16 protein-coding genes are annotated in these 16,436 nt (G+C 41.1%); all 16 read left to right on the plus strand.

Going from position 1 to position 16,436, the window contains the following annotated elements:
- Positions 1-131 precede the first annotated feature (131 nt).
- The 16 genes from ACHBGV_RS03770 (at position 132) to ACHBGV_RS03845 (ending at position 16,369) form a co-directional block, all read left to right on the plus strand.
- Positions 132-1,904 carry a beta-galactosidase gene (locus ACHBGV_RS03770; protein WP_172059465.1) on the plus strand — a complete coding sequence of 591 codons (1,773 nt, stop codon included), beginning with the start codon at positions 132-134 and terminating at the stop codon, positions 1,902-1,904.
- A 13-nt stretch (positions 1,905-1,917) separates the two neighbouring features.
- Complete coding sequence (locus tag ACHBGV_RS03775; RefSeq protein ID WP_105123427.1) at positions 1,918-2,403, plus strand: PTS sugar transporter subunit IIB; 486 nt, start codon at positions 1,918-1,920, stop codon at positions 2,401-2,403.
- A 39-nt stretch (positions 2,404-2,442) separates the two neighbouring features.
- A complete protein-coding gene (locus ACHBGV_RS03780; protein WP_172009500.1) occupies positions 2,443-3,339 on the plus strand; it encodes a PTS mannose/fructose/sorbose/N-acetylgalactosamine transporter subunit IIC in 897 nt (298 codons plus the stop codon).
- Positions 3,326-4,147, plus strand: coding sequence for a PTS system mannose/fructose/sorbose family transporter subunit IID (locus tag ACHBGV_RS03785; RefSeq protein WP_105111198.1), 822 nt, complete (start codon positions 3,326-3,328; stop codon positions 4,145-4,147). Before ACHBGV_RS03780 ends, ACHBGV_RS03785 begins: the two co-directional genes overlap by 14 nt.
- A gap of 1 nt (position 4,148) precedes the next feature.
- Positions 4,149-4,550: a PTS sugar transporter subunit IIA gene (locus ACHBGV_RS03790; RefSeq protein ID WP_172009494.1), complete on the plus strand. Its 402-nt coding sequence runs from the start codon at positions 4,149-4,151 to the stop codon at positions 4,548-4,550.
- Between the two features lie 160 nt (positions 4,551-4,710).
- The gene (locus ACHBGV_RS03795; protein WP_394735664.1) at positions 4,711-5,712 is read left to right on the plus strand and encodes an aldose epimerase family protein; all 1,002 of its coding nucleotides are present in this window, start codon (positions 4,711-4,713) and stop codon (positions 5,710-5,712) included.
- Positions 5,713-5,819: 107 nt separating this feature from the next.
- On the plus strand, positions 5,820-6,074 hold the full coding sequence (locus ACHBGV_RS03800; protein WP_105111201.1) for a DUF1912 family protein: 255 nt from the start codon (positions 5,820-5,822) through the stop codon (positions 6,072-6,074).
- Positions 6,075-6,090: 16 nt separating this feature from the next.
- Positions 6,091-6,498, plus strand: a complete 408-nt coding sequence (locus ACHBGV_RS03805; protein WP_394735665.1) for a helix-hairpin-helix domain-containing protein — start codon at positions 6,091-6,093, stop codon at positions 6,496-6,498.
- Between the two features lie 58 nt (positions 6,499-6,556).
- A complete protein-coding gene (locus tag ACHBGV_RS03810; protein ID WP_394735666.1) occupies positions 6,557-7,609 on the plus strand; it encodes a hypothetical protein in 1,053 nt (350 codons plus the stop codon).
- A 297-nt stretch (positions 7,610-7,906) separates the two neighbouring features.
- Positions 7,907-8,395 carry a VOC family protein gene (locus tag ACHBGV_RS03815; RefSeq protein ID WP_394735667.1) on the plus strand — a complete coding sequence of 163 codons (489 nt, stop codon included), beginning with the start codon at positions 7,907-7,909 and terminating at the stop codon, positions 8,393-8,395.
- On the plus strand, positions 8,395-9,303 hold the full coding sequence (locus ACHBGV_RS03820) for a DUF5655 domain-containing protein (protein ID WP_394732285.1): 909 nt from the start codon (positions 8,395-8,397) through the stop codon (positions 9,301-9,303). The genes ACHBGV_RS03815 and ACHBGV_RS03820 overlap by 1 nt, the downstream gene beginning before the upstream one ends.
- An 18-nt stretch (positions 9,304-9,321) precedes the next feature.
- Positions 9,322-11,973 carry a valine--tRNA ligase gene (locus tag ACHBGV_RS03825; RefSeq protein WP_394735668.1) on the plus strand — a complete coding sequence of 884 codons (2,652 nt, stop codon included), beginning with the start codon at positions 9,322-9,324 and terminating at the stop codon, positions 11,971-11,973.
- A gap of 81 nt (positions 11,974-12,054) precedes the next feature.
- Entirely contained in the window at positions 12,055-12,855 is an 801-nt protein-coding gene (locus tag ACHBGV_RS03830; protein ID WP_394735669.1) for a Fic family protein, read from the plus strand.
- Between the two features lie 83 nt (positions 12,856-12,938).
- Positions 12,939-13,898, plus strand: coding sequence for a hypothetical protein (locus tag ACHBGV_RS03835; RefSeq protein ID WP_172091516.1), 960 nt, complete (start codon positions 12,939-12,941; stop codon positions 13,896-13,898).
- Positions 13,895-15,052: a hypothetical protein gene (locus tag ACHBGV_RS03840; RefSeq protein ID WP_172091517.1), complete on the plus strand. Its 1,158-nt coding sequence runs from the start codon at positions 13,895-13,897 to the stop codon at positions 15,050-15,052. Before ACHBGV_RS03835 ends, ACHBGV_RS03840 begins: the two co-directional genes overlap by 4 nt.
- 84 nt (positions 15,053-15,136) lie before the next feature.
- Positions 15,137-16,369 carry a DNA cytosine methyltransferase gene (locus ACHBGV_RS03845; protein WP_105111207.1) on the plus strand — a complete coding sequence of 411 codons (1,233 nt, stop codon included), beginning with the start codon at positions 15,137-15,139 and terminating at the stop codon, positions 16,367-16,369.
- Positions 16,370-16,436 lie beyond the last annotated feature (67 nt).

Below are 16,436 nucleotides of genomic sequence, written 5' to 3' on the forward strand. Positions count from 1 at the left end.
TCTTTCAAAAATAGGCTTTGAAAAAAATTTAAAAAATTTTACATTTTTTCAAAAAAACTACTGGACATAACCAGTAATTTGTGTTAATATATTGATAACAAAGGGATGCAGTGACATCGGAGGCAAAATAAATGCAGAAATTTGAAATAAAGGATCAGTTCTATTTGGATCAGAAGTCTTTCAAAATTCTTTCTGGTGCAATTCATTATTTTCGGGTTCACCCTGATGATTGGTATCACTCTTTGTACAATTTAAAGGCCCTGGGTTTTAATACAGTTGAAACCTACGTCCCCTGGAACTTGCACGAGCCTCAGAAAGGTCAGTTCAACTACGAAGGAATCTTAGACATCGAACGATTTCTAAGCATTGCTCAGGATTTAGGACTATATGCTATTGTTCGTCCTTCCCCCTATATTTGTGCAGAGTGGGAATGGGGAGGTCTCCCCGCTTGGTTGATGACGGAGGAGCTTCGGATACGTTCGCACGATGCAACTTATCTGAGGCATTTAGATGAATATTACGCTTCTCTTCTTCCGAAATTGGCCAAGCACCAACTCTCACAAGGTGGAAACATTCTCATGTTCCAAGTGGAAAATGAATATGGTTCCTACGGTGAGGACAAGGAATACCTGAGAGCAGTAGCAGATTTGATGAGAAAGCATGGCCTGACAGCTCCCTTTTTCACATCGGATGGTCCATGGAGAGCCACTCTGAGAGCTGGTACCCTGATAGACGATGATGTTTTGGTCACAGGAAACTTTGGTTCCAAGGCTGCAGAAAACTTTGCTATGATGCAAGATTTCTTCGATGAATACGATAAGAAGTGGCCACTCATGTGTATGGAATTTTGGGATGGATGGTTCAATCGCTGGGGAGATGAGATTATTCGCCGGGATCCAGATGAGCTTGCCCAGTCTGTCATGGATTGTATCCAGCTTGGGTCTATCAATCTTTACATGTTCCATGGAGGGACTAACTTCGGCTTTATGAACGGCTGTTCGGCCCGGGGTCAGATTGATTTACCACAGGTAACTTCCTATGACTACGATGCCATCTTGGATGAGGCGGGGAATCCTACTAAGAAATTCTATGCTATTCAATCCTTGATGAAGGAAGCCTATCCAGAATTGAACTATGCTGAACCACTCATTAAAGCAGCCAAAGCCTACCCATCGGTGGAATTAGAGGCAAAAGTTAGTCTCTTTGGGACACTAGAAAATGTAAGCGGTTCCCTATCTAGCTTCTATCCACAAAATATGGAAGAGTTGGGTCAGAATACAGGCTACATTCTCTACCAGACTACCATTGAAAAGGATAAGGATGAGGCGGAACGGTTTAGAGTGATTGATGCGCGTGACAGGATACAGGTCTATGCAGATGGCCATCTGGTCACAACTCAGTATCAGACGGAAATCGGTGAGGATATTGAGCTGGATTTGCAGAATCAGCACACCGACATTTCAATCCTGGTCGAAAATATGGGACGTGTCAATTATGGCCACAAGCTAACCGCACCAACCCAGTCCAAAGGTATTGGTCGGGGCGCGATAGCTGATCTTCACTTTATCGGCAATTGGCAAACCTATCCTCTCCCCCTAGAATCTGTGGAAACGGTAGATTTTACCAAGGAGTGGAAGGAAGGGCAACCAGCCTTTTACCGCTACCGATTTGAAGTGGATGAACTGGCAGACACCTACCTGGACATGACAGGATTTGGTAAGGGTGTAGTATTTGTAAACAATGTTAATATTGGTCGGTTTTGGGAAAAAGGCCCAATCCTCTATCTCTATCTTCCGAAAGGATACTTAAAGAAAGGAGAGAATGAGATTATCGTCTTCGAGACGGAAGGAAGATATAGAGAGAAGATAAGCTTTTCACAAGAACCCATCTATAAAGAAATCTAAAAGGAGAACTAGTATGGCAATTATTGCTACACGTATTGATGGTCGTTTGATCCACGGTCAGGTTGCTAACCTATGGACTACCAAATTAAATATCGGTCGTATCATGGTTATTGACGATGCTGTTGCTCAAAACGACATTGAAAAACAAGGATTGAAATTAGCTTGCCCACCTGGTGTAAAATTATCCATTTTACCTATCGAAAAAGCAGCTAACAACATCAAGGAAGGTAAGTACGATAGCCAACGTCTCTTGATTGTGGCACGTCGCCCTGAAAACTTCCTGCGCTTGGTTGAATATGGTGTAGAAATTCCTGAATTGAACGTAGGGAACATGTCTCAAACACCTGAAACGCGTTCAGTGACTCGTTCTATCAACGTGGTTGATAAGGATATCGCTGATTTTGATGCCTTGGTTGCCAAGGGAGTAAAATTGATTGCTCAAATGGTACCAGGTGATACACCTAAAGACTTTATGCCTTTGTTGGATAAAGTTCGTTAACATTCGGATATTTTTGAAAAATTTTAAAGGAGGAACACTATTATGCAATTCTGGCAAATAGTACTTTTAACGCTCTACTCTGCTTATCAGATTTGTGATGAGTTGACTATCGTATCGTCAGCAGGTTCACCAGTCTTTGCAGGGTTCATCTCAGGCTTGATCATGGGTGATATGGCCACTGGTCTTGCTATCGGTGCATCTCTTCAATTGATGGTACTCGGTGTTGGTACCTTCGGTGGTGCATCTCGTATCGACGCAACTTCAGGTGCGGTTCTTGCGACAGCTTTCTCTGTTTCACAAGGTATCGATCCAGAACTTGCGGTATCAACTATCGCGGTACCAGTAGCGGCACTTCTTGTTTATACTGATATTGCAGGTCGTTTCTCAACTACTTACTTCGCACACCGTGTGGATGCTGCGGTAGAAAAATTTGACTATGCAGCAATCGAACGCAACTACCTTCTTGGTGCGATTCCATGGGCACTCTCTCGTGCACTTCCAGTCTTCTTGGCTCTCACTTTCGGTGGTGGCTTCGTTGAATCAATGGTTAACACTATCCAACAATACCAATGGGTTGCTGATGGTTTGACTCTCGCTGCTCGTATGCTTCCAGGTCTTGGATTTGCAATCTTGCTCCACTACCTTCCACTTAAACGTAACCTTCACTACTTGGCAATCGGTTTTGCCCTTACAGCTATGTTGACTGTTCTTTACGGTAACGTATCTGCATTGGGTGGTGCTGTTGCAGGCATCGTTGGAACTCTTCCAGAAGATGCAGGTGTATCATTTGTAAACAACTTCAAAGGTTTGTCAATGATCGGTATTGCGATTATCGGTGCATTCCTTTCAGTATTGCACTACATCAATAGCCAAAAAGTAGCAGTGGTTGCTCCATCAAATTCAGAAAGTGGGGAAATTGACGATGACGAAATCTAATTACAAATTAACAAAAGAAGATTTTAATCAAATCAACAAACGTAGCTTGTTCACTTATCAATTGGGTTGGAACTACGAGCGGATGCAGGGTTCTGGTTACCTCTACATGATTTTGCCTCAATTGCGTAAAATGTATGGAGATGGAACTCCTGAATTGAAAGAAATGATGCAATTGCATACGCAATTCTTCAATACTTCTCCATTCTTCCACACCATCATCACTGGGATTGACCTTGCCCTCGAAGAAAGCGACGGTGTTGCTTCTAAAGACGCGGTTAATGGTATCAAGACTGGTTTGATGGGACCATTTGCCCCTATCGGTGACTCTATCTTTGGTTCCTTGGTACCAGCTATCATGGGTACAATTGCAGCGACTTTTGCAGCTGATGGGAACCCACTCGGTATCTTCCTCTGGGTTGCTGTAGCAGTTGTCTACGACATCTTCCGTTGGAAACAGTTGGAAGTTGCTTACAAAGAAGGTACTAAACTAATCACAACAATGCGCGATCGTTTGACTGCCCTTGTTGATGCAGCATCTGTAATGGGTGTCTTCATGATGGGTGCCTTGATTGCAACTATGATCAACTTTGAAGTATCTTGGACTCCAGCAATCGGTGAGAAAACAATTGATATCCAAGACTTGTTGAACTCAATCTTCCCACGTTTGGTTCCTGCAATCTTCACAGGCTTTGTCTTCTGGTTGTTGGGCCGCAAGGGTATGACTTCAACTAAGGCTATCTTGATTATCATTGTATTGGCACTTGCCTTCTCAGCGCTTGGTCGCTTCGCATTTGGTATGGGCGCTTAATATGACAAAGAGCTTAGTGTTAGTAAGTCATGGAACATTCTGCCAGGAACTCAAAAAATCCACTGAGATGATTATGGGGCCACAGGACAATATCTTTACTGTGGCACTCCTTCCTGAAGAAGGTCCAGAAGACTTCCAGAAAAAATTTGAAGAAACAATTGCAGATTTAGACGACTTTGTTGTCTTCGCAGATTTACTTGGTGGAACACCTGCTAACGTGGTTTCTCGTAAATTGATTGACGGTGCGCAGTTTGACCTCTATGCAGGTATGAACATGCCGATGGTCATCGGTTTCTTGAATGGTGTTCTCCTTGGAGAGGACGTTGACTACGTCGAATTTGGTTCAACCAATATTCAACACATCAACAAACTCCTCACATCTAGCGATGATGAGGATGAGTGAAAAACTCCAGTGGAGTTTTTCAGCCCGAGCCTGAAAATACGAAAGCGAGGGTTATTCCAAAGTATTATGGCAAGCTAATACTAGCTTTAAATAGGCTTTAAGTATCCTGAGGGGAAGCAAGTTGATTGCCTCCCCTCATTTGATTTTGTGAGGAAAAGCGATGATTGAAGTAAAAGATTTTGGTGCACAAGCGAAGCTTTATTACATGAAAAATAAGAATGGTATGCAGGTCACTCTGACTGATTTTGGTGCCAGAGTGGTGGAAGTGCTCTTGCCAGTAGAGGAAAATGGTGGTTTACGCAATGTCAGTTTGGCTGCTGAGTCGGATGATGATTACCGTAAGACAGACTTGTACCCTGGTTCAACTATTGTCCCAGTAGCGGGGCGTATTTCAGGAGCTCAGGCTGAGATAAAGGGAACCAGTTATCAGTTCACAGAAAATGAGCCAGGTCGCACCTTGCATGGTGGGATTGACACGGCAAATGAACAGTACTGGGATGTTGCTCTTGACCACGAAAAAAATCAAGTTACCTTTGGGATTGTCCTAAAAGATGGTTTCAATGGTTTTCCAGGAGATGTGAGGGTTGAGGCTATTTATGGTCTAACAGACCAGAATGAGTTGACGGTAGATTATCGGGCGGTGTCTAGCAAAGATACTATTTTCAATCCGACCAATCACATCTATTTCAACTTAACGGGGGATTTTCAGCAGTCAGTAGCTGAGCATAAGATTCGGATTGCGGCCAATCGCTATGCTCCGCTTGGTGAGGATAATATGCCGACCGGTGTCTTAGAGGATGTGACAGGAACACCGTTTGATTTTAGAGCAGGAGCAAGGTTCGCTCAGGGTTTTGACAGCAAGCACCCTCAGAATATCCTTGTGAAAGGTTACGACCATCCATGGCTTTTGGAGCAAGTGGAGGTTCCGGTTGAGGTTGTCAGCCCAGATGGGCAGATTACACTTGCTGTTCGAACCAATCAGCCATCAGTGGTCATCTACACCTACAATTATCCTGTTGAAGCTTTGGCTACCTACCATGGTGCCTTTAGCTTAGAATGCCAGGCTCTGCCAAATGCTTGTAACTTAGATGGTTTTGGCTCTATTTTGCTAGAAAAAGATGAGGAATTCTTGTCTGAAACAGTTTATCAATTTACTTGGTAAGAAGGAGAGGCTCTACCTGCTATACAGATAGGGCTTCTTGTCTTTTTTGGAAAATGTGGTATAATAAATCGGTGTGTTTCAAACGAAGCAGACGAAAGAGGAAAATAATGACGAAAGAACAAGAATTTTTAAAAGAATTTGAGGCCTGGGTCAATACACAGGTTATGGTAAATGAGATGGCGGTAGAAGAAAGCCGTCGTGTATTGGAAGAGGATAAGGATGAGCGTGCTGCAGATGCCTACATCCGTTACGAAAGTAAGCTAGATGCTTATCGCTTTATCCAAGGAAAATTTGCTAACTATCATGCTGGCAAGAGCTTCCATGATTTACCAGATGGCTTATTTGGCCAAAAACATTATTAAAGAGAGGACAAAAATCTTGGCAAAGAAAAATGTAAATCGTAAAAAATTATTGAAAAAACAACTAGCAGACTTGAGACGAGCAGGGCGTGTCGGTCTTGACACTGCTCGCGGAGCTGTTGAGACAGTCGCACATCAGGCTGAAACTGTAGTTGAAAAAGCTGAAACTGCGGTAGAGAAGGCTGTAGAACAAGTGAAAGAAGTTGTAGCAGAGGTGACTTCTTCAGCGGCTTCATTGGATGACTTTTTGGCACTTCCTGAGTTGGAAGGCATTGCAGCAGCACGTTTGGAAACCTTCTACCAAGCAGGCATTCAATCTGTGGCTGATTTTGCAAACCACACAGAAAAAGAGCTCTTGGCTCTTAAAGGCATCGGTCCTGCAACTATCAAGCAGTTGAAGGAAAAAGCGATTGAATTGAAAGCTTAAGAAGCACCGTCCCTGGAATCACGTAACAATAATCTACAGGGTAATTAATAAATAAGACATGAATCAAAAAAATTTTATCAAACAATTTAAAAAAGTTCATGGGCGCAATCCCTCTCCAGTTGAATTGCATCAAGCGATTCAAGAGGGACGTGTGAGAGTAACATCTCGTACACCATTTTCTAAACGCCTTTTTTTAGTACTTGGGATAGCTGTTTTAGGAGTAGGTGGCTATTGTTTGAAACTGGCTTTGCAAGATACTGAGCAAGTAAAGGATGTCAAAGTAATTCCTTCTAAACAGAAAGAAGCAACAAGTGCCTCAAAAACCATATCCACTAGCTCCACTTCAAGCTCAAGCTCTACATCAACATCCGCTAATACCACAGAGACGACCTCCAATAAAATGGATATAGAAGCGCTTTATAAGAGAGATTTAAGGAGTGTCCAGGGGGAGTGGACTAATGGTCAAGAAACCCTGAAGTTGACGGACAAGCTGATGGGGGATGTGGAGGTGATGCAGCATGAAGATGGTTATGTTGAATACATCGTAACAGAAACTGGTGTGAGAACAAGCCGCATAGCTTACTTCTTTTTTCCTGCTGGCACTCCAACCATTGATTTAACTGGTGCACTGATTTCAAATCAGGATGATACAACTAAGGATCGTGTGCTTGTGATGTTTGAAATGTACGGTTCATTTTATTACAGGGCTGATGAAAAAAGCGACAAGCAAGATGCATCAGTAGAAGATGTGCAGGCTCAGATAGTAGAGCGAGTAAATCAGTACCGTAAGGATATCAATCGCTCATTGGTAACACGTACAGATGCGATTGCTGAAAATTTTGTAACGGGATCTGAAAGTCATCGTATTACAGTTGATTGGGTAGTCAATCATTCGGAAAATGAGGGGATAGCGCGCTATGACTCAACAACTGATAGCATTTCCAATATCCAAGTATCAGGAAATACTGTCACTTGCGATATTTCCTATACCACTATCACTTCCTATACTGATGGTCGTTCACCAGCAACAGGTCACTCAAATCGACATTACGTTTTTGAAAAAACTGCAACAGGCTTGTTGATAAAGGATTTTGGTGGTTTGATAGAGTAAGGATTAACAGATTGGTGTAAAGTAGGTTAGAGAGATTGAGAAATCCAGTAAATTTCTTGCACTTGTCTGTCTTATTTGCTACAATAATAGCATTCAGAGGTGTTTTGAGCCCCATTTGTCACAGGAAGCGGTGGTACTGAGAAATCCGCACAAATGTCAAAACTGGTTGCTGAGGATGTGAATCGAATAAGCAAAGTGCAGATAGTTATAGTCTATCTGAACAAGGGTGGTACCGCGGAATAACTTCGTCCCTGTCTAGCAAGTCTAGGCAGGGATTTTCATTTGGAAAGGAGAAATATGCTACATCATGTTGAAATTTACGTTTCAAATCTTGAAACCTCGCGTACATTTTACGACTTTCTCCTGACCAAGCTGGGCTACTCGCTCTATCAGGAGTGGGAAGGGGGATTTTCTATGGCTCTTTATGACTCCAAGTCGCTAGCGACGAAGGAGAGTTTAGAGCCATTGATGCAGTTTGAGCAAAGCGAAAACAGTAATCCTATGTCAAGACCAGAGCAGTACCTGGTCTTTGTCCAAACGCCAGAGGATTTCCTAGAGCCAGGTTATCACCGTTGCCGTACAGGTCTCAATCATCTAGCCTTTCATGCGGGAACACCAGATGAGATTGACCAATGGCGGAAGGAATTTTTGACCAGACGAGTCAAATTGCTCTACGACGACCGCTATCCCCACGCAGGAGGGCCAGATCACTATGCCCTCTATTTAGAAGATCCAGATGGGATTAAGATTGAGTTGGTGGGGGAATTTGAAAGGAGAGGTTTGTGATGAATCTATTTAAGTTAAATGGGAATGAATTGTATCATTTAAAAGATCAAGCATTTAAGCTAGAGCGCGATTTACAACGCTTATTTGAGCGTCACCTAACTCAGTTAACTGGCTTAGAATTTATTGCTTCGGAGTTTTCTATTCAGAATCAGCGCTTAGATACACTTGCCTTTGATCAAGAAACAAATGCCTTTGTTATTATTGAGTACAAGCGTAGCGCCAACCAAAGCGTTTTAGATCAAGGTGTGTCTTATTTGAATACTTTGTTGAAATACAAGGCAGATTTCATTTTGGAGTATCAAGAACGAACAGGGAAGTTGCTAAATAAATCACAGGTAGACTGGTCCCAAAGTAAGGTGGCTTTTGTTTCTCCTAATTTTACTTCCTTTCAAAAACAGGCTGTTGACTTCAAAGATTTGAATATCGAGCTTTGGGAAGTTAGGAAATTTGAAAATGATGTACTATTTGTGAATGGTATTAAAAAATCGAAGAATGCCCCGAGTATTAAGACATCAGTTTCTAAAGAGCAATCGGATCTGTCCCTTGTTGCCCAGGAGCTCAAAACCTATTCGGAGGAAGATTTACTACTCAAAAAATCGGACGATATTGTAGAGTTGTATGACAGCTTTAAACAAGCTATTTTTCAATTGATACCGGATTGTGAGTTAATTCCTACTAAATTGTATGTCGCTTTTAAGAAGGATGGTCATAATATTGTTGATATTGAAATTCAAAACAAGCAGTTAAAACTGTTCATAAATGCACGAATTGGTCAATTGGATGATCCAAAACAATTAACCAGAGATGTTTCCAATATCGGCCATTTTGGTAATGGAGATTATGAGTTGAAGGTCAAGACGACAGACAATTTAGAGTATATCATGAGTTTGATTAAGCAAGTTTTATAAATGTGGAAAGGACAAAATATGTCAAAAGAATTATCACCAAAATACAATCCAGCCGAGGTTGAGGCTGGTCGTTACCAAACTTGGTTGGACCAAGATGTCTTTAAGCCGTCAGGCGATGCGGAGGCTAAGCCTTATTCTATCGTCATTCCGCCGCCAAACGTAACAGGTAAGTTACACTTGGGACACGCTTGGGATACCACCCTTCAAGATATTATCATCCGTCAGAAGCGGATGCAGGGATTTGATACCCTCTGGCTTCCAGGTATGGACCACGCGGGGATTGCCACACAGGCTAAGGTTGAGGAACGCTTGCGGGAGCAAGGCGTGACCCGTTATGACTTGGGCCGTGAAAAATTCCTTGACAAAGTCTGGGAATGGAAGGATGAGTACGCAGCGACCATTCGTGAGCAATGGGGCAAGTTGGGTCTATCTTTGGACTACCAACGTGACCGCTTCACGCTGGACGAAGGCTTGTCGAAAGCCGTTCGCAAGGTCTTTGTAGAACTCTACAAAAAAGGCTGGATCTACCGTGGCGAATTTATCATCAACTGGGATCCAGCAGCTCGCACAGCCCTTTCTGACATCGAGGTTATTCACAAAGATGTCGAAGGTGCCTTCTACCACATGACCTATATGCTGGAAGACGGCTCTCGTGCCCTTCAAGTTGCGACAACTCGTCCTGAAACCATGTTTGGTGACGTTGCAGTAGCAGTTAACCCAGAAGACTCACGTTACAAGGACTTGATTGGCAAAAATGTCATCCTGCCAATTGTCAACAAGCCTATTCCAATCGTTGCGGATGAACATGCAGATCCTGAATTTGGTACAGGGGTTGTGAAAATCACACCGGCCCACGATCCAAATGACTTCCTTGTCGGTCAACGCCACAATCTGCCACAAGTCAATGTCATGAACGATGACGGTACTATGAATGAGTTGGCAGGTGAATTTGCAGGCATGGACCGCTTTGAAGCCCGTAAGGCAACGGTTGCTAAGTTGCAAGAACTAGGTGCCCTTGTAGAAATCGAAAACCGTGTGCATTCTGTTGGTCACTCGGAGCGTACAGGTGTAGTAGTCGAGCCACGCTTGTCAACCCAATGGTTTGTTAAGATGGACCAGTTGGCTAAGAATGCCATTGCCAACCAAGACACAGCCGATAAGGTAGAATTTTACCCACCACGTTTCAACGATACCTTCCTACAATGGATGGAAAATGTACACGACTGGGTTATCTCTCGTCAGCTTTGGTGGGGTCATCAGATTCCAGCATGGTATAACGAATCTGGCGAAATGTACGTCGGAGAAGAGGCACCAGCAGGTGACGGATGGGTACAGGATGAGGATGTCCTAGATACCTGGTTCAGCTCTGCCCTTTGGCCATTCTCAACCATGGGCTGGCCTGACGAAAATGCAGCTGACTTCCAGCGTTACTTCCCAACTTCAACCTTGGTAACGGGCTACGACATCATCTTCTTCTGGGTGTCGCGGATGATTTTCCAATCGCTTGAGTTCACTGGTCGTCAGCCATTCAAGAACGTGCTAATTCACGGTTTAATCCGTGATGAAGAAGGTCGCAAGATGTCCAAGTCGCTCGGAAACGGGATCGACCCAATGGATGTCATCGAGAAATACGGTGCGGACGCTTTGCGTTGGTTCCTGTCAAACGGCTCTGCCCCTGGTCAAGATGTTCGCTTCTCTTATGAGAAGATGGACGCGTCTTGGAACTTTATCAACAAGATTTGGAATATTTCCCGCTACATTCTCATGAACAACGAAGGCTTGACCTTGGATGCGGCGCGTGAAAATGTCGCCAAAGTCGCAGCTGGTGAGGCTGGTAACGTGACGGACCGCTGGATTCTCCACAACCTCAACGAAACCATTGCCAAAGTCACAGAAAACTTCGACAAGTTCGAGTTTGGTGTGGCTGGTCACATCCTCTATAACTTCATCTGGGAAGAGTTCGCCAACTGGTATGTCGAGCTGACCAAGGAAGTACTTTACAGCGACAACGAGGCCGAGAAAGTCATGACCCGCTCTGTCCTTCTCTACACGTTGGATCAAATCCTTCGCCTCCTCCACCCTATCATGCCGTTCGTGACGGAAGAGATCTTCGCTCAGTATGCAGAGGGATCTATCGTTGTGGCAGCTTACCCTGTTGTCAACCCAGCCTTTGAAAATGCTGAAGCTCACAAGGGAGTGGAAAGCCTTAAGGATTTGATTCGTTCGGTGCGAAATAGCAGAGCAGAAGTGAATGTTGCTCCATCTAAGCCGATTACCATCTTGATTAAGACAGCGGATGCTGAGCTTGAAACCTTCTTCAAGGCAAATGAAAACTACATCCGCCGCTTCACAAATCCAGAATATCTGGAAATCAGCTCAAGTATTGCTGCACCAGAACTAGCTATGTCAGCCGTTATCACCGGTGCTGAAATCTTCTTGCCACTAGCCGACCTCCTCAACGTCGAAGAAGAGTTGGCTCGTCTGGACAAAGAACTTGCTAAATGGCAAAAAGAACTAGACATGGTCGGCAAAAAACTCAGTAACGAACGCTTCATCGCCAATGCCAAACCAGAAGTCGTTGAAAAAGAAAAAGAAAAACAAGCCGACTACCAAGCTAAGTATGACGCGACACAAGAGCGTATCGCAGAAATGAAAAAACTGGTTAAGTAGGTAGAATACGATAAAAAGCCCAGCCTAAGAAGGCTGGGTTTTGTGGTATAATAAAGCTAGAAATTCAAACAGGAGGAGTCTATGCAACCAACTTACAACATTGATAATCCCAATCTTTCCTACGAAGCCAAGCAAGAACTCTGGGAAACGGGTTTTGGTCTTCAAAAAGTGGATGGGTTGACTCCGTCTGTTTATATGGAAGAGTTGGCTGATAGGCAAGCTCGTGGAGAGTACACCTATGAGCAGGTGTATGAGGAAATTACGAAATTCCACCAGTTAACTGATGACAGTACGCAAGAGGCAGATATTGTCTCTCTCCGAATTGTTGAAATGCTCTCTCAAAATGGTTTTAGCCTCCGACCAACCACTCTCTTACATATCCACAAAGAACTCTTTCAGGATATTTTTGATAGCAGTATTCCAATTGGAGAGTATCGAACGGTTAACATTACAAAAAATGAGTCAGTTTTAAATGGTGATACTATGATTTATTCAGATTTTCCCTTGACTGTCACCACTTTGGACTACGATTTCCAGCAAGAAAGGGATTTTTCTTATGCTGGCTTAGATAAACAAGCCATTGTTGCTCATATCCAATCCTTTATCTCAGGCATCTGGCAAATACATCCATTCCGAGAAGGAAACACTCGAACAATCACTGTATTTCTTATCAAATACCTTCGCTCACTTGGATTCGACATTGACAAGGAGCCTTTCCAAAAACATGCCAAATATTTCCGCGATGCTCTTGTACTTGACAATGCTAAGTTAGTCAATAAACGCTCAGACTTTTTAACCGCCTTCTTTGAAAATCTCCTCTTGAATGGTCAGAATGATTTATCGAGTGAGAGGATGTATGAAGAGTTGGGGATTGTTGAATAACGGGAAAATAAGTGTATGTACCCAGCCTAAATAGGTTTGGTCTATGGTATAAATAAAGAAAATTATATTAAGAGGTTTATGGAATGACAATAAAAGTATACGCTATTGATAAAGTAGTTGAGGAACGAGTTCTTGACGCCAAACAAATAGATAACATTAGGAAGTTATTTAATTTTTTGATTGGAGAAAATCGCTCACATCTATCTGTCCAATGTATTTTACCGTCTGAAAATCAGACAAGAGATTCAATATTATTTGAATTTAAAAACTTTAATCCTAAGGATGAATTTAACTTTCGTAAATTTGCTGATAAATTGTTAGGGGCAGAAACAAATGAAGATGGAAAACGAAACGAAACAATTCGTACAGGTTTTCTTTTCCTTGAACAAATTGGTAGTAGTATCAAGTTAATTAAATTAGAATCTACTACAGCTATTGATCCAGAGACCTTTGCAATACGGCATGATTTGGGACTAGATAATAGTTATTACAAGATTTGTATTTTTAAGAATGATTTTAACAATGTGACAATCATTGATAAAAGTAATACAGCAGCTAAATTTTGGTATAACAAATTTTTAGGCTTAAAACTGTTTAAAGATAGTGATAGTAATACAGATACGCTTATTAAATTAATTAATAATAATTTATTATTTTCTACAGAAGTTAGAAATCAAGAAAACTACGAAGAAGTTAAAGATTTGTCTTTGGAGTATGTTTTTGAAAGTAGCTCTTTCGATAAGATAGATTTGATGAATAAATTAGTTCAAGCAAATTTGTTAGATACGAATGATGAGAATATGATTTATTCTGAAAAATCATTGGATTTAGATTCAGAATTTGACATATCTAAGAAAATGATTGTTAAACATTTTAAGAAAACACTTCAAATATCAGATATAACAAGCATCTATACGAATAACATTATTGAGATGAGAGAAAGACAAGAGGTAGAATATAATAGAGATACAGGGAAATTAGAACTTGATATTGAAGAACGATACCGTCCACAAGTTTTACAGAATCTTGGTATAGATGAATGAGTAATATTATAAAAAAATGGCAGAATACATCAGCAATTATAAATTCTACTTCGGCTCTCATAGAAGTCTTTAGTAAAAAGGATATTATAACCGTAAAGAAGGATGGTTATTACATATTTAATAAGGAGAATTACTGGCTTTTTGAAGAGGAATTTATCGATGATAAGAGACATACTTTACAACAAATATTTGATAAATTAAGTTATAAAAATTATGATAAAATACAATATTTTGACGATGATATTCGTGACTTTGTTGAATATAAGGGTAACGATGTCAAACTATATTTAAAAATTCTCCATTCAAACCTAATTGATGGTGTGGCTATTAATAAATTAAAAACTTCTCTAGACCTTCTATCCCGTGGTGGTTATGAGACTAAAAGTGAAAGAGTACAGCATCTGATAGACATATATATTTTGTTGTTGTTATCCAATCGAACTAAGAGACAACAGAATAAATTAGAATTTACTTTTGAGGGAGAGTTAGACTTCTTTTCATATAAAACTGAATTTGGGAATAGAAACTTTGAAAGTGGTTTATTGGAAATATTTAATTGGATTATTCATGATCAAGAATATAGTGAAGCGTATAAGGTAAAATTACAAATTGTCAGGACCTTAATCGTAAAACAAAGACATTTGAAGGAATTACAATTACTCAAAAATCAATCTGAATCTATTTTTAATAGAATAATTAGTGGAAAGACGGATCGATATTTTGAACTTCAGAATAGTCTAAAAGATGATTTTATTAAAATTTCTACAGAAGTTAAAAACTATAATTCAAGTTTAAATACTAAGCTGTTTGGTTGGTTGACAGCTTTTTCACTAATAATTTTTGACTTTATCAAAGAGAATGGAGGCCCAGGATTATTCCATAGGATTATTTTTTCAAATTCTGAAAAGACACGATTATTATTGCTTCTTCTATTTGGTGCATTGATTATTATAATGACAATGTTTAATTTAGATATCAAAACTATTAGAAAACAATATCTATCTCTAAAAGATTTCTATGTTAATCAAATGTTAGTATCAGAAGATGAATTTAATAAATTTATCAACAAGCCAATGTATTGCAATTTCTATAATTTATTATTATTTTTTCTATTAATTGCCCTCTGTATTCGTTTTTGGATAACTTTAAAATGAATATTTATATTCTAGAAAAGTAATTATTTTGTAAAAATGTTATACTATCCTAGTTAAATAATTTTCTAGAAAGCAGGTGCTTACATGACAAATTCTGTAAGTTCACGCCAGCAGGGGAAGTTTGCTATTGCAGCGTTCTTCTCTGGTGTTGGTGGAATTGAGTTGGGCTTTGAGCAGACCAACGAGTTCAGAGTGGTGTATGCCAACGAGTTTGATAAGTATGCCAGACAGACTTATCAGTTGAATTACCCAGATACTTATCTGGACGGGCGTGATATTCACGCCGTATTGCCAGAGGAAATCCCTTCGGAAACAGTCGATGTGATTGTAGGAGGTTTTCCTTGTCAGGCTTTTAGTATCGCCGGCTACCGCAAGGGCTTTGAAGATGACCGAGGCGACCTTTTCTTTGAGTTGCTTCGTATGATTGAAGCCAAGAAACCCAAGGCGATTTTTGTCGAGAATGTGAAGAACATGGTTTCACATGACCACGGCAATACCTTCAAGGTTATCCGTGAAGCCTTGACCGAGAACAATTACTTTATCAAGTGGAAGGTCTTGAACGGCAAGGATTACGGCAATATCCCGCAAAATCGTGAGCGGATCTACATTGTTGGTTTTGATAACAAGGAAGCCTACGATAAATTCGAGTTTCCAGAGGAAATCAAGCTGACCACTGGGCTTCAAGATGTTATTGATTTTGGGGCAAAACCAGAGGAGAATTACTATTATCGCCAAGGGAAACAGCCTTTCTTTGAGGAGTTAAAGCACGCTGTTACCAGTCAAGATACAGTTTACCAGTGGCGACGCCAGTATGTTAGGGAAAATAAAAATGGTGTCGTGCCAACCCTGACGGCTAACATGGGAACAGGTGGGCATAATGTTCCCCTCATCTTAACTGATACTGGAGAAATTCGTAAGCTAACGCCAAAAGAAACTTTTAACGTTCAAGGTTATCCAAAGACCTTCAAAATTCCAGAAGGTGTGTCCAACGGGCAGCTCTACAAACAGGCTGGCAACAGCGTTGTTGTACCAGTTATCAAGCGGATTGCGGATAAGATTGCCGAAGCGTTGAAAACGTCCTCCGGACCGTCACAGTTGGAACGAACTGGAAATGTCGCTATCATCTATACCAAGATGAATGGTCAGTTTGAAGGGCAGTCTTATGTGAAAGACTTTGTTTCGACTTATGACGAAGCGATTGCTAAGTTAGATAGCTATAATGACGGTTTAGGAATTTTGTCGGACGAAGACTATCTACGCTTGGTCAAAAAAGGTGGTCATTTGGAATTTTATAGCATCGCTATTACGAATAATTAAATTAGAGGACTAGTGAAAATCTAGTCTTCTTTTGCTATACTATGATTAGAAAAAAGAGGTAGAGTCT

This window comes from Streptococcus sp. A34 (assembly GCF_043674115.1).
In the GTDB taxonomy this organism is placed as follows: domain Bacteria; phylum Bacillota; class Bacilli; order Lactobacillales; family Streptococcaceae; genus Streptococcus; species Streptococcus suis_V.

Coding starts and splice junctions, on each gene's coding strand:
- ACHBGV_RS03820 (WP_394732285.1), top strand. CDS start 8,395: ATGAATCTATTTAAGTTAAATGGGAATGAATTGTATCATTTAAAAGAT.
- ACHBGV_RS03845 (WP_105111207.1), top strand. CDS start 15,137: ATGACAAATTCTGTAAGTTCACGCCAGCAGGGGAAGTTTGCTATTGCA.
- ACHBGV_RS03835 (WP_172091516.1), top strand. CDS start 12,939: ATGACAATAAAAGTATACGCTATTGATAAAGTAGTTGAGGAACGAGTT.
- ACHBGV_RS03800 (WP_105111201.1), top strand. CDS start 5,820: ATGACGAAAGAACAAGAATTTTTAAAAGAATTTGAGGCCTGGGTCAAT.
- ACHBGV_RS03810 (WP_394735666.1), top strand. CDS start 6,557: ATGAATCAAAAAAATTTTATCAAACAATTTAAAAAAGTTCATGGGCGC.
- ACHBGV_RS03840 (WP_172091517.1), top strand. CDS start 13,895: ATGAGTAATATTATAAAAAAATGGCAGAATACATCAGCAATTATAAAT.
- ACHBGV_RS03815 (WP_394735667.1), top strand. CDS start 7,907: ATGCTACATCATGTTGAAATTTACGTTTCAAATCTTGAAACCTCGCGT.
- ACHBGV_RS03795 (WP_394735664.1), top strand. CDS start 4,711: ATGATTGAAGTAAAAGATTTTGGTGCACAAGCGAAGCTTTATTACATG.
- ACHBGV_RS03770 (WP_172059465.1), top strand. CDS start 132: ATGCAGAAATTTGAAATAAAGGATCAGTTCTATTTGGATCAGAAGTCT.
- ACHBGV_RS03785 (WP_105111198.1), top strand. CDS start 3,326: ATGACGAAATCTAATTACAAATTAACAAAAGAAGATTTTAATCAAATC.
- ACHBGV_RS03830 (WP_394735669.1), top strand. CDS start 12,055: ATGCAACCAACTTACAACATTGATAATCCCAATCTTTCCTACGAAGCC.
- ACHBGV_RS03790 (WP_172009494.1), top strand. CDS start 4,149: ATGACAAAGAGCTTAGTGTTAGTAAGTCATGGAACATTCTGCCAGGAA.
- ACHBGV_RS03775 (WP_105123427.1), top strand. CDS start 1,918: ATGGCAATTATTGCTACACGTATTGATGGTCGTTTGATCCACGGTCAG.
- ACHBGV_RS03825 (WP_394735668.1), top strand. CDS start 9,322: ATGTCAAAAGAATTATCACCAAAATACAATCCAGCCGAGGTTGAGGCT.